This window comes from Ruania rhizosphaerae (assembly GCF_009805705.1).
Classification (GTDB): Bacteria; Actinomycetota; Actinomycetes; order Actinomycetales; family Beutenbergiaceae; genus Ruania; species Ruania rhizosphaerae.
Genome location: NZ_VSMB01000023.1, coordinates 1 through 17,644, shown reverse-complemented (window position 1 = coordinate 17,644; position 17,644 = coordinate 1). Strand labels below are relative to the sequence as shown.

The window sequence follows — 17,644 nt, the reverse complement described above, 5'->3', positions numbered from 1 at the left end:
TCGCAGCCGTGGCACCAGTTCGGCCATCATCGCCGCGAGCCGCGAGCCGCGAGCCCGTGGGAGTGCCGAGCACCGCCCAGCAGAACGCCAGCGCGGCGATCGTGGCCTCGTCATACGTCGGCGCCCGCGGCGCCCGCGCACGCATCACCCGCGGCCGCAACGCGCCCGTGAGCGCCTTACGGGCGTGATTGCGGTGCCAGCCCGTGACCAGGCACAACTTGTCCAGGATCATGCCCTTGCCCGATCGAGTCGCCCGCGCATACCGCGTCGCGATCGCCTTGGTCACAGCCTGCCGCTGGCTCATCGTCAGTCCCATCCTCAGGGGCCCACCGGTCTACGGGGTACCGGGCCGGCAGGCGCTCTCTACGCGCGCACTCGAGTCAACGCGGCTCCTTGACATCGACGTACGGAGACCCCATGATCTGAATTACTTCGGACGATGACCAAAAAATAGAGCAAGGGAGCTCAACATGCGTGCTTCAGTCGAGGGCCTCACAGGCCGGGCAGAGGTGAGCCGGCGCGGCGTGCTCTGGGGCGGGGCTGCGCTCGCGGGTGCCTCCGTATTGGCCCACGCGGCCCCAGGTTCCGCCTGGGCAGACCCGTCCGTAGCGACCGACGACGTTTCCGTGGAGAACCTGGGTGGACCGGCCAACCCCGGCTTCGCCTCGATCTCACGGGGTGTGCTCGTCGGTGAGACTTTCTACGTGGGGACCCGGCGCCAGGTCCCCGCCTCCGTGGCTGGCTTCGATGTGTCGACGGGTCAGGTGACACAGACCTTCACCCTGGAGGCAGGCGCCGTCTACGGCATCGCCGACGACGGAGCCGGCGGGCTATGGGTCGGCCTGACTCAACCCAGCGGGAATGAGCTGTTCCATTGCAATATTCTCACGGGCGCGGTGACCCCTGTCTCGGTGGGACAGCAGGTCAGAGACGTTGCCGTTGCCGACGACGGCACGGTCTTCATCAGCACACCACGCGGACCTGCCGGACCGGAGATGCTCAGCTACGACCCTGTCAGCGCGACCTGGACGAACTGGGGCGTGCCCGAACCCGATGGTTTCCAAAGTCTTGCCGTTGCGACCGCGGGGACGACCGTTTTCTACGGTGTCTACCCGGGCAGCGGCCATCTTGAGGGGGGCCTGTTCGCGCTCGACCGTTCGACCGGGTCATTCACGAGACTGGGATCCTACGATCGCGTCTACCGCCACGCCCTCACGGTGTTCGACGACATCCTGGCGGTGCGGACGAACACCGGCGTGGATGTGCTCGACCTTGACACTCAGACCTGGCGGGAATTCAACGTGCCTGGGCGTAGCGGCTACTTCGGCGCTGTCGGGCGCAGCGGAGACAGTCTGTACCTCGCCGGACTCGAGCCGACGACGCTGACAGAGGTGAACCTGACGACAGGTGCCGTCACCGATCTCGGGATCGGGCCGGGACCGGATGAGGCATTCGGAACGCCCGAAGGCGAACTCGGAGTGGTCGGTGGGGTGGTGGTCTCGGCCACCTTCGAGGGGTTCATCAACCGGTATGACCTCGCCACAGGTGAATTCGAGGCGGTTGACCTGATCACCGCGGGAGCGCCTGCGGAGAACCAGGACGCGTTCGCCATCAGTGTGCGCGACGGACAGGTCTACGTCGGTGGCAACATGAGTGTCGCGAAGCACGACATCGCGACCGGTGACTTGGAAAAGCTGTGGATCACCGGGGAGGCCAAAGCGATCCTCCCGGTCGGGGATAGCGTCTACTTCGCTGGATATCCACATCACTCGGGCCTGTGGCGATTTCGTCCGGATATCGACGGACAGCCGGAGAGAATGACCGTGTTTCCGGCGGAGCAGGGGCGATCGCGCGATCTCGTCTGGGACGAGGTCAACGAGCTTGTGGTGGTGGCCGTTCAGAGTACGGGGACGACCATCGGCGGTGCGCTCTGTCTTTGGAGCCGGGCCAGCAATACGCTCTCGTCATACATCGACCCACTCGGGGCCGGAGCGCCTGTCACCTCAGCGGCGGCTGCGGACGGAATCGTGTATGTTGGCGGTGAGGGTGCCGTCACGGCATGGGATCCGGTGACGGAGGACGAGCTGTGGTTCTTCGACCACAGTCAATTGGGCTTCCAGTCGACCATTGTCTTCTCGTTGACAGTGCTCGGAAGCCGCGTGTTCGCGCTGACGACGTCCGACTTCTTCGTGCTCGACATCCATGCGGGTGCACCGCACCTGATTCATCACGAGGCGAATCCGACTGGTCTGACCTCGGGAAACCACCAATTGCAGATCGACCGGGGGATGGTCTACGGCGGAACTCAGCATGAAGTGTTCCGGATCGATCCGCTCACGCTGGAGATCGACGTGCTCGTCTCGAACCTTGGCGCAGAGTTTGACGGTCAACAGGGCAAACTCGCGTTCGATGATCAGCATCGGATGTACACGATGCAGGGCAGTGACATCATCCGCATCACCGACACCACCGTCTGCAGTCTCTACGCCACCACGCGCGCGGTCATTGACACCGGCCTCGCAGCTGGGTTGGTGACGAAGTCGATAGGGCATCGGCTTCGCGCACACGTCTCGATTGCCGAGGAGATGACCGGCCGGGGGAAGACTCGCGCAGCTGCAGCTGCGCTTGATCGCTTCGGCGCAGCCGCCGCCAACGTCTCCGACGAGGCGACGGCAAGTGTTCTCCTGACGGCGGCCGCCGCGATGCAGGGGCGCCTGTGAAGCTGCGTGTCACCCGCGTCATGCCTACCGAACGAAGAGAATCTGCGTCGGCACCTGGGCCGCGCACGGAGGAACCATGAACAGCAAGAAGAATATCGTTCTCATTCTGCCGGACCAGTTGCGACCGGACTTCCTGGGGTGTTATGGCGCCGACTGGCTGACGACCCCGGCTATCGATGAGTTGGCAGCCTCGAGTGTGCGGTACACGGACGCCGTCTCGAGTGCGCCGCTGTGTGTCCCCGCCCGAAGTGCTTTGCTGACTGGGATGCATCCACTTCGCAATGGTGTGCTGGCCAACAACCAAGGAGTGCGTCCCGACTACCGGCAGATGGGAATCGAGACCTGGGCGGATCGATTGACCTCTACCGGCTACCTCACGGCCGCCGTGGGGAAGATGCACTTCTATCCGTGGGACGCCAGCTATGGGTTCGGATATCGGGTGGTCGCCGAGGACAAGCGCCACATCGATGTTCGCGACGACTACGACAGGTTTCTGCGGCGCCATGGCATGCGCAAGACGCACGCGAACACGCTACCGGGGTATCAGGCGAGCCGCGGAGCTACCGATGCTCCGACGCCATGGGAGATGTCCGTCGATCATTTTGTCGGTTCGGCTGCGTGCGAGTTCATCGAGACCCACGCTCGCGGTGAAGAACCGTTCGCGCTGGTCGTCGGGTTTCCGGGACCCCATTGTCCTTATGACCCTGCACCGGAGTTTCTCGAGCGGGTAGATGCCGACCGGCTTCCACTCGCCATCCCCCGAGTGCCCGGCGATGCTCCGGAGCGCCTAAGGGTCGCGGCTGACTCATATCGCCGGGCGTGGGCGGATCTCGACCTAACCGAATTCCCCGAAGAGGCGCAGCAGAGAGTCCGCGCGCACTACTCGGCGCTCGTCATGCAGGTCGACCACGAGGTGGGTCGCGTCATGGAGGCGCTCGAGGAAGCCGGTGTAGCCGACGACACGATCGTCGTGCTCGCCTCCGACCACGGGGATTTTCTTGGTGATCGGGGGATGCTGGGAAAGGCGCTCTTCTACGACGAATGCGTACGCGTACCCCTAATGATCAAGGTTCCTGGGTGTGAAGGCGGTCTGAGCGATGCGATGATCGACCTCTACGATCTGGCGCCGACGATGCTGGCCTTGGCTGGCGCTGGGGTGCCCGAACACATGGATGCCCGCCTGATCCCCCAGCTGGAGGGCGTGGAGGCGGAGCGACGAGAACGGATCATCGGAGCGGTTTCCGATGGCTGGATGTTGCGAGAGGGCGCCTTCGTGCTGCACAAGTACGGCACGGGCGAGGTTCTCCTGTTCGATCGCGAAGCCGATCCAGATCAACTCCACGATCTGAGCAAGGACGCGAGCCACCGCGACGTCCTGGATCAGATGGACGCGACCCTGACCCGTGAGGTAATCGCACTCGTGGCGAGCGGGCACGATGACAAGATTGGTGCGTCGGCCGAGCCCGAGTTCTATGCCGAGGGGTGGCAACGTCCATTCCCGCACCAGGCAGAGCGCTTCGTCCTTGCTGAGTCTTGGGTCGCGCCTGGGGTGGCCATCGGCTCTTCGTCGGAGGCAACTGTCGGCACTCTGGATTTGGCTATTGACAAAAGTTAATGCGATGCCTAGCGTCGTGCTAACGACGACGGAAGTCCTGCGGGCACCGATGCCCCGAGAGATCCGACCTGACGACAATGGAGTGACGATGGCAGTCCCCCACACCATGCCCAAGCGGAGCGTGCAGGCAGCAGCGGTTGTTGCCACCGCAGCGCTCGCTCTGAGCGCCTGCAGCATATTCGGAGACGGTGACACCGATCCCACCGTCGGTGCAGGCGGTGAGAATGACGCGCAGGTTCTGCGGACCACTTGGTCGAACCCCGAGAGCCTCGACCCGCACGTCATCTCGAACGGTATTTGGATCGACCAGCAGGGCCTCTTCGAGGGGCTCGTGGTCCAGAACTCGACCGGATCCGACGTAGAAGCCGGGACGGCGGACGAGTGGGAGGTCTCCGAAGACGGGACCGTCTGGACGTTTCATCTGCGTGACGACGCGAGTTGGTCCAACGGCGACGCTGTCACCGCACAGGATTTCCTGTGGACCTACGAGCGTCTGCTCACCCCCGGTGGCTCAGGCGCCGGCAACACGACTGGTGCCAACTCCTACCAGGTGGCACTCGGCATCGCGAACGCGTCCGAGTTCCTCGCGGGCACGGTCACCGACTTCGCCGAGGTCGGGATCGAGGCGTCTGCTGACGACCAGCTGGTCTTCACGTTGGACGCACCCAATCCTGGCTTTCTGCTTGGCCTAACGCACCCCTCGATGCTCCCGCTGCACCCTGCGACGCTCGAGGAGTTCCCGCAGGAGTGGACCGAGCCCGAGAATTGGGTCAGCAACGGCCCGTTCGTGCTCGACGAGTGGCAGCGTAACGTCGAGATGACCCTTGTCCCGAACGAGAACTACTGGGATACCGAGAACGTGCACCTCGATGAGGTGGAGATCCAGCTCTATGCCTCTGGCGAGCCGGTAAGCCCGGTCGCCTACGACAACGACGAGGTGGACCTCATGCAGCTCGTCGGCGAGGATGTCTTCTCCTATGTGGACAACCCCGAGTTCACGGATCAGATCAGAGCCGTCGAGCAACGGAACATCACGTACCTGGCACTGCTGCGCAGTACCAATCCCGTGTTGGAGGATGTGCGCGTACGTGAGGCCCTGTCCCTCGCTCTAGGCCGGGAGATCGTCGCTGGTCTGCAGCCGGGCGTGGCTGTCGCCAGGTCACTGGTGCCGGAGTACCTGGGCGCAGAGCATGGTCTCGGCCAGGACGAGGACATCGCACGGGCCCAGGAACTGCTTGCGGACGCGGGCTATCACGATGGTGAGGGTTTCCCGGAGCTGATGTTGCTGACAGAGGCGCCTCGCCCGGAATTGGACGTCGCCGTTGACCAGTGGGCCGAGAACCTCGGTGTGACCGCCACTGTCAACAACGTCGAGCGTGGAGTCTACGTCGAGGAAAGGTGGTCGATCCAGGACACCCCGGGCTTCTACTCCGGATCCTTCATCACCCGGACCAACTGGAACGACGCGATCAACACCACCTTCAATCCGCGGACCATGGAGGAGTTCAGCCTCCCGGCCGAGGTGTGGGAGGAGTACCAGGAAGTCCAGGCAGACGAGGATCTGGATCCCGGTGAGCGGGCCTCGCAACTGCAGGCATTGCGGGACGCGCACGCCAGCGCGGGCGCGCAGGAGTTCACGGCGCTCGCGGCCGAAGGCAGCAGTCAGCCGGATCTAGAAGCCGCGACGGGCTACTTCGTCGACGCAGCCGAAGTTCGCGACGATCTGTATCTCTATCTCCCGGTGACGCTGATCGATGCGAACTACCTGGTACGGCCGGGGGTCGAAGGCCTAAACCTGCGTGGCACGCCGGACGTGTACTACTTCAAGGGTGTGTCCATCACCGGTGAGTGACCTGTCCGATCTCAACGCTCGTGCCCGTGGGGCAGGAGCCCCGCCGGCACGAGCCGCTGATGCTCGTATCGCCGAGCTGCGAGACGCCGGGATGGAGTTAACACGATGAACCTCGCCGTCTTCGCGGTCCGTAGGGTAGCCCGGCTGGTGCTCTCGCTGATCGCGGTCTCGATCATCGCCTTCGGTTTGCTGCAGCTGGCACCGGGGAGCTTCGCCGACATCTCGAACCTGGCAGCAGAGGAGTCCTCGACCGTCACAGCCGAGATGCAGCAGCGCTACGGGGACGAGGTGCCCGTATGGCAGCAGTACCTCGGCTTCATGAAAGGCGCTCTCACCTGGGATATGGGGCCTTCGTACAAGTACACCGGCCAGAACGTCGAGGACATCATCGCCACGTCCTTCCCGGTCTCGGCCACCCTGGCCGTGGTGGCGGTCATCATTGCCCTGTGCATCGCGATCCCCGTGGGAGTGTTCTCGGCCCTGCGGCAGAACACCCCCTGGGACTACGGGTCCATGTTCGCCGTCACCATCTGGCACAGCCTGCCGCCCTATCTCGTCGGCACCTTCCTCATGCTGCTACTGTCCGGCACCTGGCACGTTCTCCCCTCACGGGGGTGGAGCGGGCCGGAGAACATGATCATGCCTGTGATCGCCCTGGCGCTCGGTCCGGCGGCGGTCATGACCCGTTACGTCCGTTCCTCGGTGTTGGAGACACTGCGCGAGGAGTACGTGACAGCCGCCTTCGCCAAGGGCGGCGCCCGCCGCCTCGTGATCCGCCGGTATGTCCTGCGCAACTCGCTCATTCCGCTGGTGACAGTGGCGGGCCCAGTGCTCGCCAACCTCATGACCGGGACCGTGTTCATCGAATGGATCTTCGGTATCCCCGGGCTCGGGCAGTACTTCACCGACGCCGCAGCATCCCGAGACATGCCCCTACTCATGGGAACCACGCTGTTCTTCGCCGTGATCCTCATGGTGACCAACCTGGTGGTGGACCTCTTGTACGGCTTCCTCGACCCCCGCATCCGCGCGACGGCAGGTGCACGATGACTGAGACGGACCGCATCGACCCGGCAGAGCGCCCCGGCCCGCCCGATAGCTCCGAGCCGGCGGCGACCGCGGGAGCAGCTCAGGCCCAGAGCCAGTTCCGTCGTGCCTGGACGCGCTTTCGCCGCAACAAACTCGCCCTCGCCAGCCTGGTGATACTCGCAGCCCTGATCGTCGTAGCCATGATCGCACCACTGATCGCACCCTACGGATTCGAGGAACCCGACTACGAGAACACGCTCGCCGGCCCCGGGACCGCAGGGCACCTGCTCGGGACCGATCTCCTCGGCCGGGACCTGCTCTCCCGGCTGATCTACAGTCTGCGCACCTCCTTCCTCGTCGGCTTCGGAGCCGAGTTGGCGGCGTTGCTCGTGGCGATCGTGATCGGCTTGATGGCGGGGTACCGCGGAGGCCGGGCCGAACAGCTGCTGATGGCCGTCACGGACGTGATGTTCGCCTTCCCGACCTACCTGTTCGCGGTCCTGATGGTGGCGGTGCTGGGCCGTAGCGTCGGGGCGGTCATCCTCGCGATCGCCATCGCCTCATGGGTCAACATGGCCCGGTTGACGCGGGCGCAAACGTTGACACTGATGCAGCGCGACTTCGTCGAGGCAGCGCGAGCCATGGGAGCGCCGGGCGTGACCATCGCGGTCCGCTACGTCCTGCCCAATGCCGTCGGACCACTGCTGGTGGCCGTCTCCTTCGGAATCCCGGCAGCCATTACCGCCGAGGCCGGCCTGGCTCTCCTCGGCCTCGGAGTACAACCGCCCACGCCTTCGCTCGGCGGCATGATCCAGGACGGCATCTCCTATGTCACCTCCTACCCGAACATGTTGGTGTGGCCGGCCGTGATGCTGGCCGTCGTGCTGCTCGCCTTCACCTGGCTCGGGGACGGGATCCGAGATGCCTTCGACACGACGGGAACGCGCCGATGACCGCCGATGTGCTGCTCGATGTTCAGGAGCTGCAGGTGCAGTTCCGCACCGAACGCGGGATGGTTCGGGCCGTGGACGGGCTCAGCTACAGCGTCGCGCGCGGAGAAGCGGTCGCCGTCGTTGGCGAGTCCGGCTCCGGCAAGAGCGTCGGTGCCCGGAGTCTGCTCGGCCTGCTCCCGAAGACCGCCTCGATCACCGGTGGTCAGGCGATCTTCGACGGCAATGATCTCGTCGGGATGCCGGAACGAGCGATGCGCGCGATCCGGGGCCGCCGGATCGGCATGGTGTTCCAGAATGCGATGGAGGCAATGAGTCCCACCATCACCCTCGAACGTCAGCTGACCGAGCATCTCATCTGGCACGGTGTGTGCTCCAAGGCCGAAGCACGCGAACGAGCGATCCGCGCACTGGGAGAGGTCGGCATCCCGGAACCGGAGCGGCGGATCCGGATGTACCCCTTCCAGCTCTCCGGCGGTATGCGGCAGCGAGCGATGATCGCGATGGCGACGGCGATCGAGCCGGATCTGCTGATCGCGGACGAGCCGACCACCGCCGTGGACGTGACCGTCCAGCGCCAGATCCTGGAGCTGCTGAAGGCACAGAAGGAGCGGGGAACCGGCATCATCATGATCACCCATGACCTCGGTGTCGCCAGGTTCTTCTGCGACACCGCCGTGGTGATGTACGCGGGCCAGGTGGTCGAGCGCGGCCCCATGGCCGAGTTCATCGAGTGCCCCGCCCACCCGTACGCCCGGGGCCTGCTCGGATCCACGATCGATGTCGGGGACAGGCACCGGAAACTCTCGGTGATTCCCGGCAGCCCGGTCGATGTGGCCAACCGGCCCAGCGGATGCCCGTTCCGTACCCGGTGTGCGCTGGCCGACGCTGATCGGTGCACCCATGCCCAAAGTCTCGAGAGCGTCAGCCCGGGCCGAGTCGCCGCCTGCTGGAGGAGCCACGACCATGTCTGATGCCCTCGTCCGCCTCAACGGCGTGAGCAAGGTGTTCCGCGGCCGGGGAGGAGCGGTCACCGCTGTCGATGACGTGGACCTTGAGGTCCGTCGCGGCGAGACCGTCGGCCTGGTCGGCGAGTCCGGCAGCGGTAAGTCCACCGTCGCGCGTCTCGTCATGGGGTTGCAGCCGGTCTCGGCGGGCACGGTCGAGTTCGACGGGTGCCCCATGACCTCCATCAAGGGCCGTCAGGCCGCCTCGTTCCGCCGCCGTGCCCAGATGATCTTCCAGAACCCGTTCGGATCGCTGCTGCCCCATTTCACCGCTGCTGCCAACGTGGCCGAACCGCTGCGGCTGCACCGCGTCGTTGATGCTGCCGCCGGGCAGGTGCGGGCGCGGGAGCTGCTCGAGCTTGTTGGTCTGCCACCCCGCTCCGCCGAGCTCTACCCCCACCAGTTCTCTGGTGGGCAGCAGCAGCGCATCGCCATCGCCCGGGCGCTCGCTCTCGAGCCGGAACTGCTGGTCTGCGATGAGCCGACCTCCGCACTGGACGTCTCGGTGCAGGCGCAGATCCTCTCCCTGCTCGAACGACTCAAAGACGAGCTGGGCCTGACGATGCTGTTCATCTCCCACCACCTCGGAGTCGTGGAGAAGCTGGCCGATACGGTCGCGGTCATGTCCCGAGGGCGTATCGTCGAACAGGGCCCGGCCGAGGCGCTCTTCGAGCAGCCGCGCCATCCCTACACCCGCCAGCTCCTCGCCGCGGTACTCCCTGTCCGCGGTGAGCCAGTCCCGCTGCCTGAGGACCCCTGGCGCCCGGAAGACGATGACGGCGTCCGCATGATCGAGGTCGGACCTGGCCACCGGGCCCGGATCGGTGCCGCCGAACAGCCGCAGGCCGTCCGATGATTACTCCGCTACGCCTGGGCCTCGCCGGCCTCGACTCCTCCCATGCCCCGGCGTTCACGCGCCTGCTGAATGCCACCGCTGAGGACTCTCCGCACCGGGAGCCGGGTGGCGTCCAGAGCACGCAGCCGCCCCATCCTGCGCTCGCAGGTGCCCGCGTCGTCGCTGCCTGGCCGGGTACGCCTTCGGCGGACTTCGCCATGAGTCGCGACCGATTCGACGACGTCTCCCACCAGGTGCTCGATGACCTCGCGATCCCTCAGACGAGCAGTCTGGCGGACCTGCTCGACCATGTCGACGCCGTTCTGATCACCGCTGTCGACCCCCGCCAGCACGTCTCGCTGCTGGCGGCCGCGGTGGACGCCGGCCGGCCGGCCTTCGTTGACACGCGGTTGACCCTCTCGGCCGAGGAGGTTGAGCCGGTGCTCGCGGAGGCGAACGCCCGTGGAGTGCCGGTGCTGTGCGCCTCACCGAAGCGCTACGCGAGTGCCTTCACCGATGCCCAGGGACCTGGCGCCGTCGTGGGGGTCGATCTGTGGGGGCCGATGCCCGCACAGCCACCGTTGCCGCTGCCGGCCTGGTACGGCGTGCACCTGGCAGACCTGGCGCACGCGGCCCTGGGGCCAGGATGCGTCTCGGTGACTGCGCGCAGCGGCCCGAACGCGACCGTGCTGGTGTGCCAGTGGGAGGACGGTCGCATCGCCACCCTGCGAGGCAGCCCCACCTGGACGCCGCACACGGGTGGCAGGCTGCACCGCACGGAGTCCGCTGCGGCGTTCCAGATCACCGTGGGCGGGCCCGACTTCTACGTTCCGCTGCTCGCCGAGATCCTCACCATGTGCCGTACGAGCCGGGCGCCGATCGCCACAGCCGAGATGCTCGGGGTGGTGCGGCTGCTCACGGCTGCCGCTGAGAGTCTGCAGACTGGCGCGGAGGTGCGCGTGTGAATGCCACGATCGTGGTGGCCGTCCGAGAATCCGACCGGGTGCGTTTCCTTCCCGACGACCTGCTCGCCGAGCTCGACTCATACGGGCAGGTCCGCGTGCTGGACGACCCCGGCAGGTACGGTGCGGCGCTCGCAGACGCGGAGGTCCTCGTGACCGGCTGGACCAGCGCGCCGCTGACCACCGAGGTCCTCGACGGCGCACCGCGTCTCGGTCTAGTGGCCCATACCGGCGCTTCGGTCAAGTTCCTCGTGAGTCCGCAGGCGTGGCAGCGGGGTGTGCGCGTCACCCAGGGCGGTGCAGCCATGGCCGAGTCCGTCGCCGAGACGGCGTTGACGCTCACGATGGTCGGGCTGCAACGCCTGCACCGCACCCACGCCGCGCTCGTTCGTGGCGCGACGCTGCTCAAGGCACGTCAGGTGCCGGAGCGTAGAGAGATCGCCGGGGCGAGCATCGGTGTGGTTGGCGCCTCCCGGACTGGGCGCGCTTACATCCGACGGGTACTGGCTCTGGGGGCGCGGGTGAGTGTGCACGACCCCTACTTGTCGGAGTCGGCGGCGCAGGAGCTCGGGGTGCGGCGTGCCGGTCTCGACCAGGTGCTGCGCGAAAGCCTCGTCGTTTCGGTGCACGCGCCCGCGACGGCGGAGACCGAGCACATGCTGGGCGCCGCTCAGCTCGCTCTGCTGCAGGACGGTGCTGTGCTGATCAACACCGCCAGGTCCCGGGTGATTGAGCCAGGCGCACTCCTCGCCGAAGCCAGCAGCGGCCGGATCGACGTGGCCCTTGATGTCTATGACAACGAACCCGAGCCGGTGGACATCGCGCTGCGCGAGCTGCCGAGTGTGGTCCTCAGCCCGCACGTGGCCGGCAACACCCGGGAGTCCCGCCGCCGTGGTGGCCAGATCCTGGTGGACGAGATTGGCCGGTTCCTGAGGCGGGAGAAGCTCCTGCACGAGGTAACCGAGGAGATGCTGGCGATCAGCGGGTGAGGTGCTCAGACCGCGGCGGTCTCCTCAGCCTCGGGGCTGGGTCGCGTTGACGTCGACGTAGAACATCGCCCCGAGCACCCCGCAGGCCGCGCCGCGTGCAGCGGCGGTGTCGTCGGAGGTCGACACTGTCCACGGGGCGACGGTCTCTGGTTGGTCGAACTCGGCGTCGAAGGCCGCCTCGGCATGGTCGGCGAAGATGCCTTGCATCGAGGCCGGGGCTGCCATCACCACCCGTTCGATGTCGAGCGCCTTGGCGATGTTGGCCAGGGCGCGGCCGAGGATGGTTCCGCCCGTGGCGAGGGTGTCCGTCACGGCACCGTCGTCACTACCGGCCCAGTCCGCCGGAGAGAGGTCGCGGCCATGTGCGTGCAGTTGCTGCTCGACTCCCCACTGGCTGGCGACTGTCTCGATGCAGCCGCGCCGGCCGCAGTGGCACGCAGTACCGGAATCGTGCGCCAGGTCGATCCGGGTGTGCGCGATCGGACCGGAGCGTCCCTGCCGCTGCCGGTGGATCTGACCACCGAGCACGATCGAGACCCCGATGCTCGGAGCCACGTTGACGATGAGGATCCGTTGGGCCGAGTCATCGCCGAACAGGGTGATGGCCGAGGCGAGCGAGTCGACGTACCGCTCGACCTTCACCGGGAGGCCGGTCCGTTCAGCCACCAGCGGGGCGAGCGGGACATCGTCCCAGCCGAGCAGACCGGAGTGCACGACGGACCCTTGTTCCGGGTCGACGGTGCCGGACACGGCGATGCCCACCCCGACGAGTTCCTGGGAGGAGACGTCCTTGCGGACCCTGCCAATCAGAGTCGTGACGTCGTCCACAGCGGCGTGGGAGTCAGTCCCGCGGCGTGTCATCCGTCGCCGCAGGACGACTTCACCGGTGAGGTCGATCGCTACCGCGACGAGATGATCGCGGCTGATATCGATCCCGATCACGCGCACGTGGGAGCGGTCCAGCTCCAGCAACTGGGCGGGGCGGCCGCGGGTGGAGCGGACCGAGTCTGCTTCCCGGATGCGGGCGTGCTCGATCAGCTGTGCGGTGATCTGCGTGACCGTGGCTGGGCTGAGGCCGGTGATCTGAGCGATCCGGGCGCGCGCGGTCGGCCCGTTGACACGGAGCACATCCAGCACCCGGGCCTCATTGATCTGGCGGATCAAACCCTTGTTGGCCGGCTGCGCCCAGGTCAGGTTCGTGCTCAGCCTCGTCGACACTGGGGCCCCTTCCTTTTGTTAAGTGACCACACTATATGACGAGCTCGTGCGGCACAGGTGCTCCGGCGCTCCGGGGCGCAAGGTGGTGACGACGTGAGCCAGGACCCGTTCGTTGCCGGCTGTGTCCCGGACGTAGGCGGTGTAGGGGCCGTTCCCTGGCACATGGACTGAGTACGTGCCGTTGGGCGCTCTAACCAGCGCCTCGCCCGCCGTCGCGGCCTCGCTCACGTCGAGGTCACCGGCTGCCCACCTCACCTCAGCGACCGCGAACGCCGGGTCCGTCGCGACGAAGAGGCGCAGCGTCCCAGGTTCGCTGCACCACCACTGGGTGGTCCCGAGAATCTGCACCATCGGGGACTGCGTCTGCACCTGCTGGGTGACATTGACGGCGGGGTGCGTGGAGGTGTCGGCGTGGTCGCGGCTGGCGAATCCGACGTACCGGTCCTGGCCGGTGGGGTCGTGCAGTACGAAGGAAGCACGATCGTGCCCCTGCTCCACCAACGCGGCGACGTGAGTGGTCACGTCGAAGGAGATGCGATCGCCGGTCTGGATCCCGGTGTGCGGCCCGTCGAGAAGTTCGGACGACGCTACCGGCTGGGAGTTCCAGGTGATGTCCCGCTCGCCCCACGTGACGTCATCCACGGGGGAGATCGCAGTTGTGGCTCCCTGGGCGTAGAGCACGCTGAGTTCCAGTGATGCGGCCGTCACCGGCGCACGGAGCTCGCCGATGCCGACCGTCACGTAGGAGCGGCGCGAGTCCGAGGTCGTCGAGGACGCGGGCTCGTCGTCGTTGCGCACCTGCAGGACCGCGGCGCCGCCGAAGTTGGTGTTGAGGTCCGCACCGCCGCCGGTGCGGACGAATGTGTCGGCGATGACATCGGCAGTTGTGGTGACGTCGGCCGCCAGCCCGGTGGCGGGCGCGGTCTGAACCATGGGAGCCGCGATCAGGGTGTCACCGAGATGGGCGGCTGGGAGGGTCAGGTCGACTGACCGGCCCGCCTCGTCGAGGAGGGCTCCCTCCGCAGCGTTCACCGATTCGGGAAGGCCGAGGCCGTCCGGTGCGGAGTCGTCGTGCTGTGCCGTGTAGGTGAACGTCAGGTCGGTCGTGCCGGACCCGCCGCTGTAGCTCGCTCGTGCGGCCGTGTCGTTGCTGAGGCCGAGATCCAGGGACGGTGTCGGCGAATCCGATGTCACGGTGACCGGACGGTCAAAGGTGACGTCGATGTCGACTGTGTCTCCGGTGCCGTGGTTCCACGCGGGACCGGAGACGTCAATGATCCGGGCAGGAATAGCCGTCAGGCGGAGGAAGTCGACCGTGACGGCCGATCCGGACGACGCGGATGCACGCTCGGTCGAGGTCAGACGGACCGCCTTGCCGCCCGTGCTCCCGGCGGTGACGGTGCCCAGCGTGAGGACCCGGTGCTCCGGTTCCTCAGCGTAGAAGTCGATCGGCTCACCGACGTCGTCGCCGAGGGTGAACAGCTGGGACCGGCCCTGGTCCGGGCCTGCCAGCACGCCTACTTCGAGCTCGTACGTGCCACGCACCATCGGTGTGGCGAACTGGATCAGGTCGCCGAGGTCGGTCGCGTTGAAGCGCACGCCTGCCCCCTCCGACAGCTGAGGATCCTGGATCACCTCGTAGGCCGAGTCGGCGCCGGTCTGTGCCGAGGCGACACTGAGGTCCTCGAACTCGATCAGGTACTCGTTCTGCACCTGCAGATCCGGCTCCTCGGGTTCGATGTGCTGCCACTGGAGACTCTCGGGGTCGAAGGAGGACGGGGTGCCCGACCAGAGCTCGATGTCGTCGTAGTACCACTGCATCCCGCCGTGGTCGGCCATCTCGGTGAAGTTCTCGCTGTGCCCGTACATCTTCATCGGGTTGAAGCCGTTGAGACCGTCGGGTGAGGAGTCGTCCGGGTGGTGCGTGGTGGTCTGGACGGCGAACACGGTCTCGGTCACGGCAGCGGTTCCGATGCCGGTCGTCAGCGTCATGGCGAACCGGCCGTTCTCAGCGTCACCTTCGAGGAAGTAGTAGTCGATCGCGAACCACTCGTCATAGGGGACTGTCACCGCGTCGTTGCGGGTGTGCCAGATCTCGACCCAGCTGTTGTCGATCTTCACATCACCCTGCAGGGTGAAGCTCAGCCCACCGCCGGGGGCCTGGGTTAGCCCCACGGTCATCCGGTACGGAGTGTCGGAGCTCTTCCACCCCTCGTCATTCCAGAACTCGGCGACGGTCAGCCATCGCATGGGGGAGAGCGTCTCTAGGTGACTGAGGTTACCGGGGACGTACCAGTTCATCCGGTAGTACATTTCGTCGAGATCGGTGTCGTAGACGTTGGCCTGGATCCGGCCCTTGGCTGGGTCCTCCAATGGCTCCGTCAGCCGGAACGTCAGGGTCTCGTTGGAAGGATCGTCCGGTGCTGGCACGATGGCGGCATAGTTCGAGGTGAGACCGCCGAGGCCCTCGTACTGCATGTCGAACTTGCCGACTTGGAGGTGTCCTTCCAGGTCGTTCACCCAGTCGTTGGGGGCCGCGACCGAGGAGTCGACACCGGTGATATCCGTTTGAGTAGCGTTGAGGGTAGAGCCGTCCTCGAAGCCGGAGTGGAAGATCAGCTCCCCAGGGCTCGAGGTGGTCGCTCCAGCTGGCGAGAGCGATCCGGTGACGGCCAGTGCTGCGACGAGCGCGATCGCTGGCGTGCGTGGCATGGCGAAACGTCTCCTTTGACGATGGCTGATCGCCGGCTGCGTGCCGGCGAATCGGGCGCGTGTGACGCTACTTGGCTTAGTTTATTTTGTCTATAGCCAAAGAAAAAGAGATCGTAGCGAAGTTGGAGACGGCTGTACGGCCCGCTGCCGCCGCCCTACCGTCGTGCCCGCTCAGGTGCTGGCGCTCTGCCTGGCGATCCCCTCCAAGACCGGCCCGATCCGCTCTGCCATCAGCCGGTACCCCTCCGGGCCGGGGTGCAGCCCGTCGGGCATGAGATGGGCGTCGTCGGGGCCGATGATGCTCAGTCCGTCGACGATATGAACATCGCTATCCCCGCGCTCGATGACGTTCGCGGCCGCATCGCCCACGATCTGCCGGACCTGAGCGAGCGTCAGACCGCCTTCGCCCGGCTGCTGCTCCCGGTCCGGTGAGGCGATCGGCGTGATCACGGCGATCGGGGTGTGCGGGTGACCCTCCCGGATCCGCTCGATCGCACCGGCCACCTGCGGGCCCAGGGTGCGCGCGTTGAACGTGCCGCCGCCCTGGATGTTGATCCCCAGGCACAGCGAGATGAGGTCAGCCGGGCGGTCGCGGATCGTACGGATGGCGACAGGGTCGAGGTGGCACTGGCCGCCGAACCCCAGCGAGGTCAGATCCCAGTTACGTGCGCGCGCGACCAGCGCCGGCCAGGTGCCGGTGGGGGAGTCGGCACTGCGGCAATGAGTGATCGAACTGCCGTAGGTCACCCAGCGCAGCGTGGGGCGCCACCCCGTCGGCCGGATCGGAGCATCGGTACGGAGCGGTCCGAGAGTCAGCTCGCCCCAGTGGGGCCACCAGATCTCGACCTCCTTCGAACCGGCGGGAAGGTCCGCGTGCACCTGACCCGACGCATCAGGTAGCAGGCTGGCGACGACGGTGCCGTCGGCGACGATGTCCACCGGGCGGGGATCGTCCTGGTCCGCGGACGAGACGATGGTCAGCTCCAGGGCAGTGGCGTCGGTGGCCAGGTGTGTGCAGACACCCGAAGCCATTCGCGCACGCGAGGCCAGCTCCGGCGAGAGTGCGTCCAGTCCGGAGTCTGCGGGCAGTCGCCACGGCTGCCAGCGGTCCTCGCCCGAGCGTTCCAGCGATACAAGGCCGGTCCAGTGCAGGCGGTCGTCGTCCAGCGCGTACTCGTTCATCGACTCCCTCTCGTCTGTGAGCAACACCCCGATCCAATCAGACCGGCGCGAATGGCTGCTGGTGCGTCCACGCCTGACCGGAGCGACACCGATGCGTCGGTCTGCCGCACGATTCGGCCGCAGAGTGTCGCAGCCGTGTCGACGCGGTCAGCGGGGCCGGGAGGGGACGTGTGGCGAGCTGCCATTCGGGTCTCTCCACTTCTGATCATAGGAACGATCATTGATCGTTCCGTCAGACCGCCATCTGAGGCGCCCCACCGTGCCCCGCCTGCCCCGCATCACCCAGCCGGAGCCGATGGCGTTGGTCCGGGCCGAGCGACGGTACGACGCCGCGTACCTGGCCGGGCGGGGGATCGAGCAGTTGGTGGCGCTGCCGCCGGGGTGATCTTGTGAGCCCGGCGGGAACGTGTGGGAAGGCAGGTCGCGATGTGAGCACCCGCAAGTGTGTACGTTTGGCGGTCGTGCATGTGTAAGTGTGGCAGCGCGGCGTGTGGAAACGCAGAGCCAGTTCCGCGGCAGTGTCGTAGCGGTGGTAGCCGACCACGGTGCGCACGACGGCCCAGTTCTTCTGCT

General features: G+C 66.5%; 13 protein-coding genes and 1 pseudogene. 10 read left to right on the top strand and 4 right to left on the bottom strand.

The genetic code is table 11. The features are described 5' to 3' along the window. Positions 1-304, bottom strand: a pseudogene (locus tag FV560_RS19665) (hypothetical protein); the annotation flags it as partial. A gap of 166 nt (positions 305-470) precedes the next feature. Between FV560_RS19665 and FV560_RS19660 the strand changes: the two are divergent. From FV560_RS19660 to FV560_RS19620, 9 genes are all read left to right on the top strand, one after another. Then, positions 471-2,720, top strand: a complete 2,250-nt coding sequence (locus FV560_RS19660) for an NHL repeat-containing protein (protein ID WP_159623675.1) — start codon at positions 471-473, stop codon at positions 2,718-2,720. Positions 2,721-2,796: 76 nt separating this feature from the next. Further along, the gene (locus tag FV560_RS19655; protein WP_159623673.1) at positions 2,797-4,335 is read left to right on the top strand and encodes a sulfatase family protein; all 1,539 of its coding nucleotides are present in this window, start codon (positions 2,797-2,799) and stop codon (positions 4,333-4,335) included. Positions 4,336-4,423: 88 nt separating this feature from the next. After that, on the top strand, positions 4,424-6,187 hold the full coding sequence (locus tag FV560_RS19650; RefSeq protein ID WP_159623671.1) for a peptide ABC transporter substrate-binding protein: 1,764 nt from the start codon (positions 4,424-4,426) through the stop codon (positions 6,185-6,187). A 105-nt stretch (positions 6,188-6,292) separates the two neighbouring features. Further along, positions 6,293-7,237, top strand: coding sequence for an ABC transporter permease (locus FV560_RS19645; RefSeq protein ID WP_159623669.1), 945 nt, complete (start codon positions 6,293-6,295; stop codon positions 7,235-7,237). Then, positions 7,234-8,169, top strand: coding sequence for an ABC transporter permease (locus tag FV560_RS19640; protein WP_159623658.1), 936 nt, complete (start codon positions 7,234-7,236; stop codon positions 8,167-8,169). The genes FV560_RS19645 and FV560_RS19640 overlap by 4 nt, the downstream gene beginning before the upstream one ends. After that, positions 8,166-9,140 carry an ABC transporter ATP-binding protein gene (locus FV560_RS19635; RefSeq protein WP_159623656.1) on the top strand — a complete coding sequence of 325 codons (975 nt, stop codon included), beginning with the start codon at positions 8,166-8,168 and terminating at the stop codon, positions 9,138-9,140. Before FV560_RS19640 ends, FV560_RS19635 begins: the two co-directional genes overlap by 4 nt. Then, entirely contained in the window at positions 9,133-10,029 is an 897-nt protein-coding gene (locus FV560_RS19630; protein ID WP_159623654.1) for an ATP-binding cassette domain-containing protein, read from the top strand. Before FV560_RS19635 ends, FV560_RS19630 begins: the two co-directional genes overlap by 8 nt. Next, positions 10,026-10,973: a Gfo/Idh/MocA family protein gene (locus FV560_RS19625; protein ID WP_159623652.1), complete on the top strand. Its 948-nt coding sequence runs from the start codon at positions 10,026-10,028 to the stop codon at positions 10,971-10,973. The genes FV560_RS19630 and FV560_RS19625 overlap by 4 nt, the downstream gene beginning before the upstream one ends. Continuing rightward, positions 10,970-11,959 carry a hydroxyacid dehydrogenase gene (locus FV560_RS19620; RefSeq protein ID WP_159623650.1) on the top strand — a complete coding sequence of 330 codons (990 nt, stop codon included), beginning with the start codon at positions 10,970-10,972 and terminating at the stop codon, positions 11,957-11,959. The genes FV560_RS19625 and FV560_RS19620 overlap by 4 nt, the downstream gene beginning before the upstream one ends. A gap of 24 nt (positions 11,960-11,983) precedes the next feature. Here FV560_RS19620 and FV560_RS19615 read toward each other — a convergent pair whose 3' ends face one another. The 3 genes from FV560_RS19615 to FV560_RS19605 form a co-directional block, all read right to left on the bottom strand. Next, a complete protein-coding gene (locus FV560_RS19615; protein ID WP_159623648.1) occupies positions 11,984-13,177 on the bottom strand; it encodes an ROK family protein in 1,194 nt (397 codons plus the stop codon). Between the two features lie 18 nt (positions 13,178-13,195). Then, complete coding sequence (locus FV560_RS19610; RefSeq protein WP_159623646.1) at positions 13,196-15,889, bottom strand: DNRLRE domain-containing protein; 2,694 nt, start codon at positions 15,887-15,889, stop codon at positions 13,196-13,198. A gap of 171 nt (positions 15,890-16,060) precedes the next feature. Next, positions 16,061-17,071 carry a GDSL-type esterase/lipase family protein gene (locus tag FV560_RS19605; protein ID WP_159623644.1) on the bottom strand — a complete coding sequence of 337 codons (1,011 nt, stop codon included), beginning with the start codon at positions 17,069-17,071 and terminating at the stop codon, positions 16,061-16,063. Positions 17,072-17,330: 259 nt separating this feature from the next. Here FV560_RS19605 and FV560_RS20580 point away from each other — a divergent pair, with 259 nt between their 5' ends. Then, complete coding sequence (locus FV560_RS20580) at positions 17,331-17,456, top strand: hypothetical protein (RefSeq protein ID WP_275401924.1); 126 nt, start codon at positions 17,331-17,333, stop codon at positions 17,454-17,456. Positions 17,457-17,644 lie beyond the last annotated feature (188 nt).

Coding starts and splice junctions, on each gene's coding strand:
- FV560_RS19635 (WP_159623656.1), top strand. CDS start 8,166: ATGACCGCCGATGTGCTGCTCGATGTTCAGGAGCTGCAGGTGCAGTTC.
- FV560_RS19625 (WP_159623652.1), top strand. CDS start 10,026: ATGATTACTCCGCTACGCCTGGGCCTCGCCGGCCTCGACTCCTCCCAT.
- FV560_RS19655 (WP_159623673.1), top strand. CDS start 2,797: ATGAACAGCAAGAAGAATATCGTTCTCATTCTGCCGGACCAGTTGCGA.
- FV560_RS19605 (WP_159623644.1), bottom strand. CDS start 17,071: ATGAACGAGTACGCGCTGGACGACGACCGCCTGCACTGGACCGGCCTT.
- FV560_RS19630 (WP_159623654.1), top strand. CDS start 9,133: ATGTCTGATGCCCTCGTCCGCCTCAACGGCGTGAGCAAGGTGTTCCGC.
- FV560_RS19645 (WP_159623669.1), top strand. CDS start 6,293: ATGAACCTCGCCGTCTTCGCGGTCCGTAGGGTAGCCCGGCTGGTGCTC.
- FV560_RS19650 (WP_159623671.1), top strand. CDS start 4,424: ATGGCAGTCCCCCACACCATGCCCAAGCGGAGCGTGCAGGCAGCAGCG.
- FV560_RS19610 (WP_159623646.1), bottom strand. CDS start 15,889: ATGCCACGCACGCCAGCGATCGCGCTCGTCGCAGCACTGGCCGTCACC.
- FV560_RS19640 (WP_159623658.1), top strand. CDS start 7,234: ATGACTGAGACGGACCGCATCGACCCGGCAGAGCGCCCCGGCCCGCCC.
- FV560_RS19660 (WP_159623675.1), top strand. CDS start 471: ATGCGTGCTTCAGTCGAGGGCCTCACAGGCCGGGCAGAGGTGAGCCGG.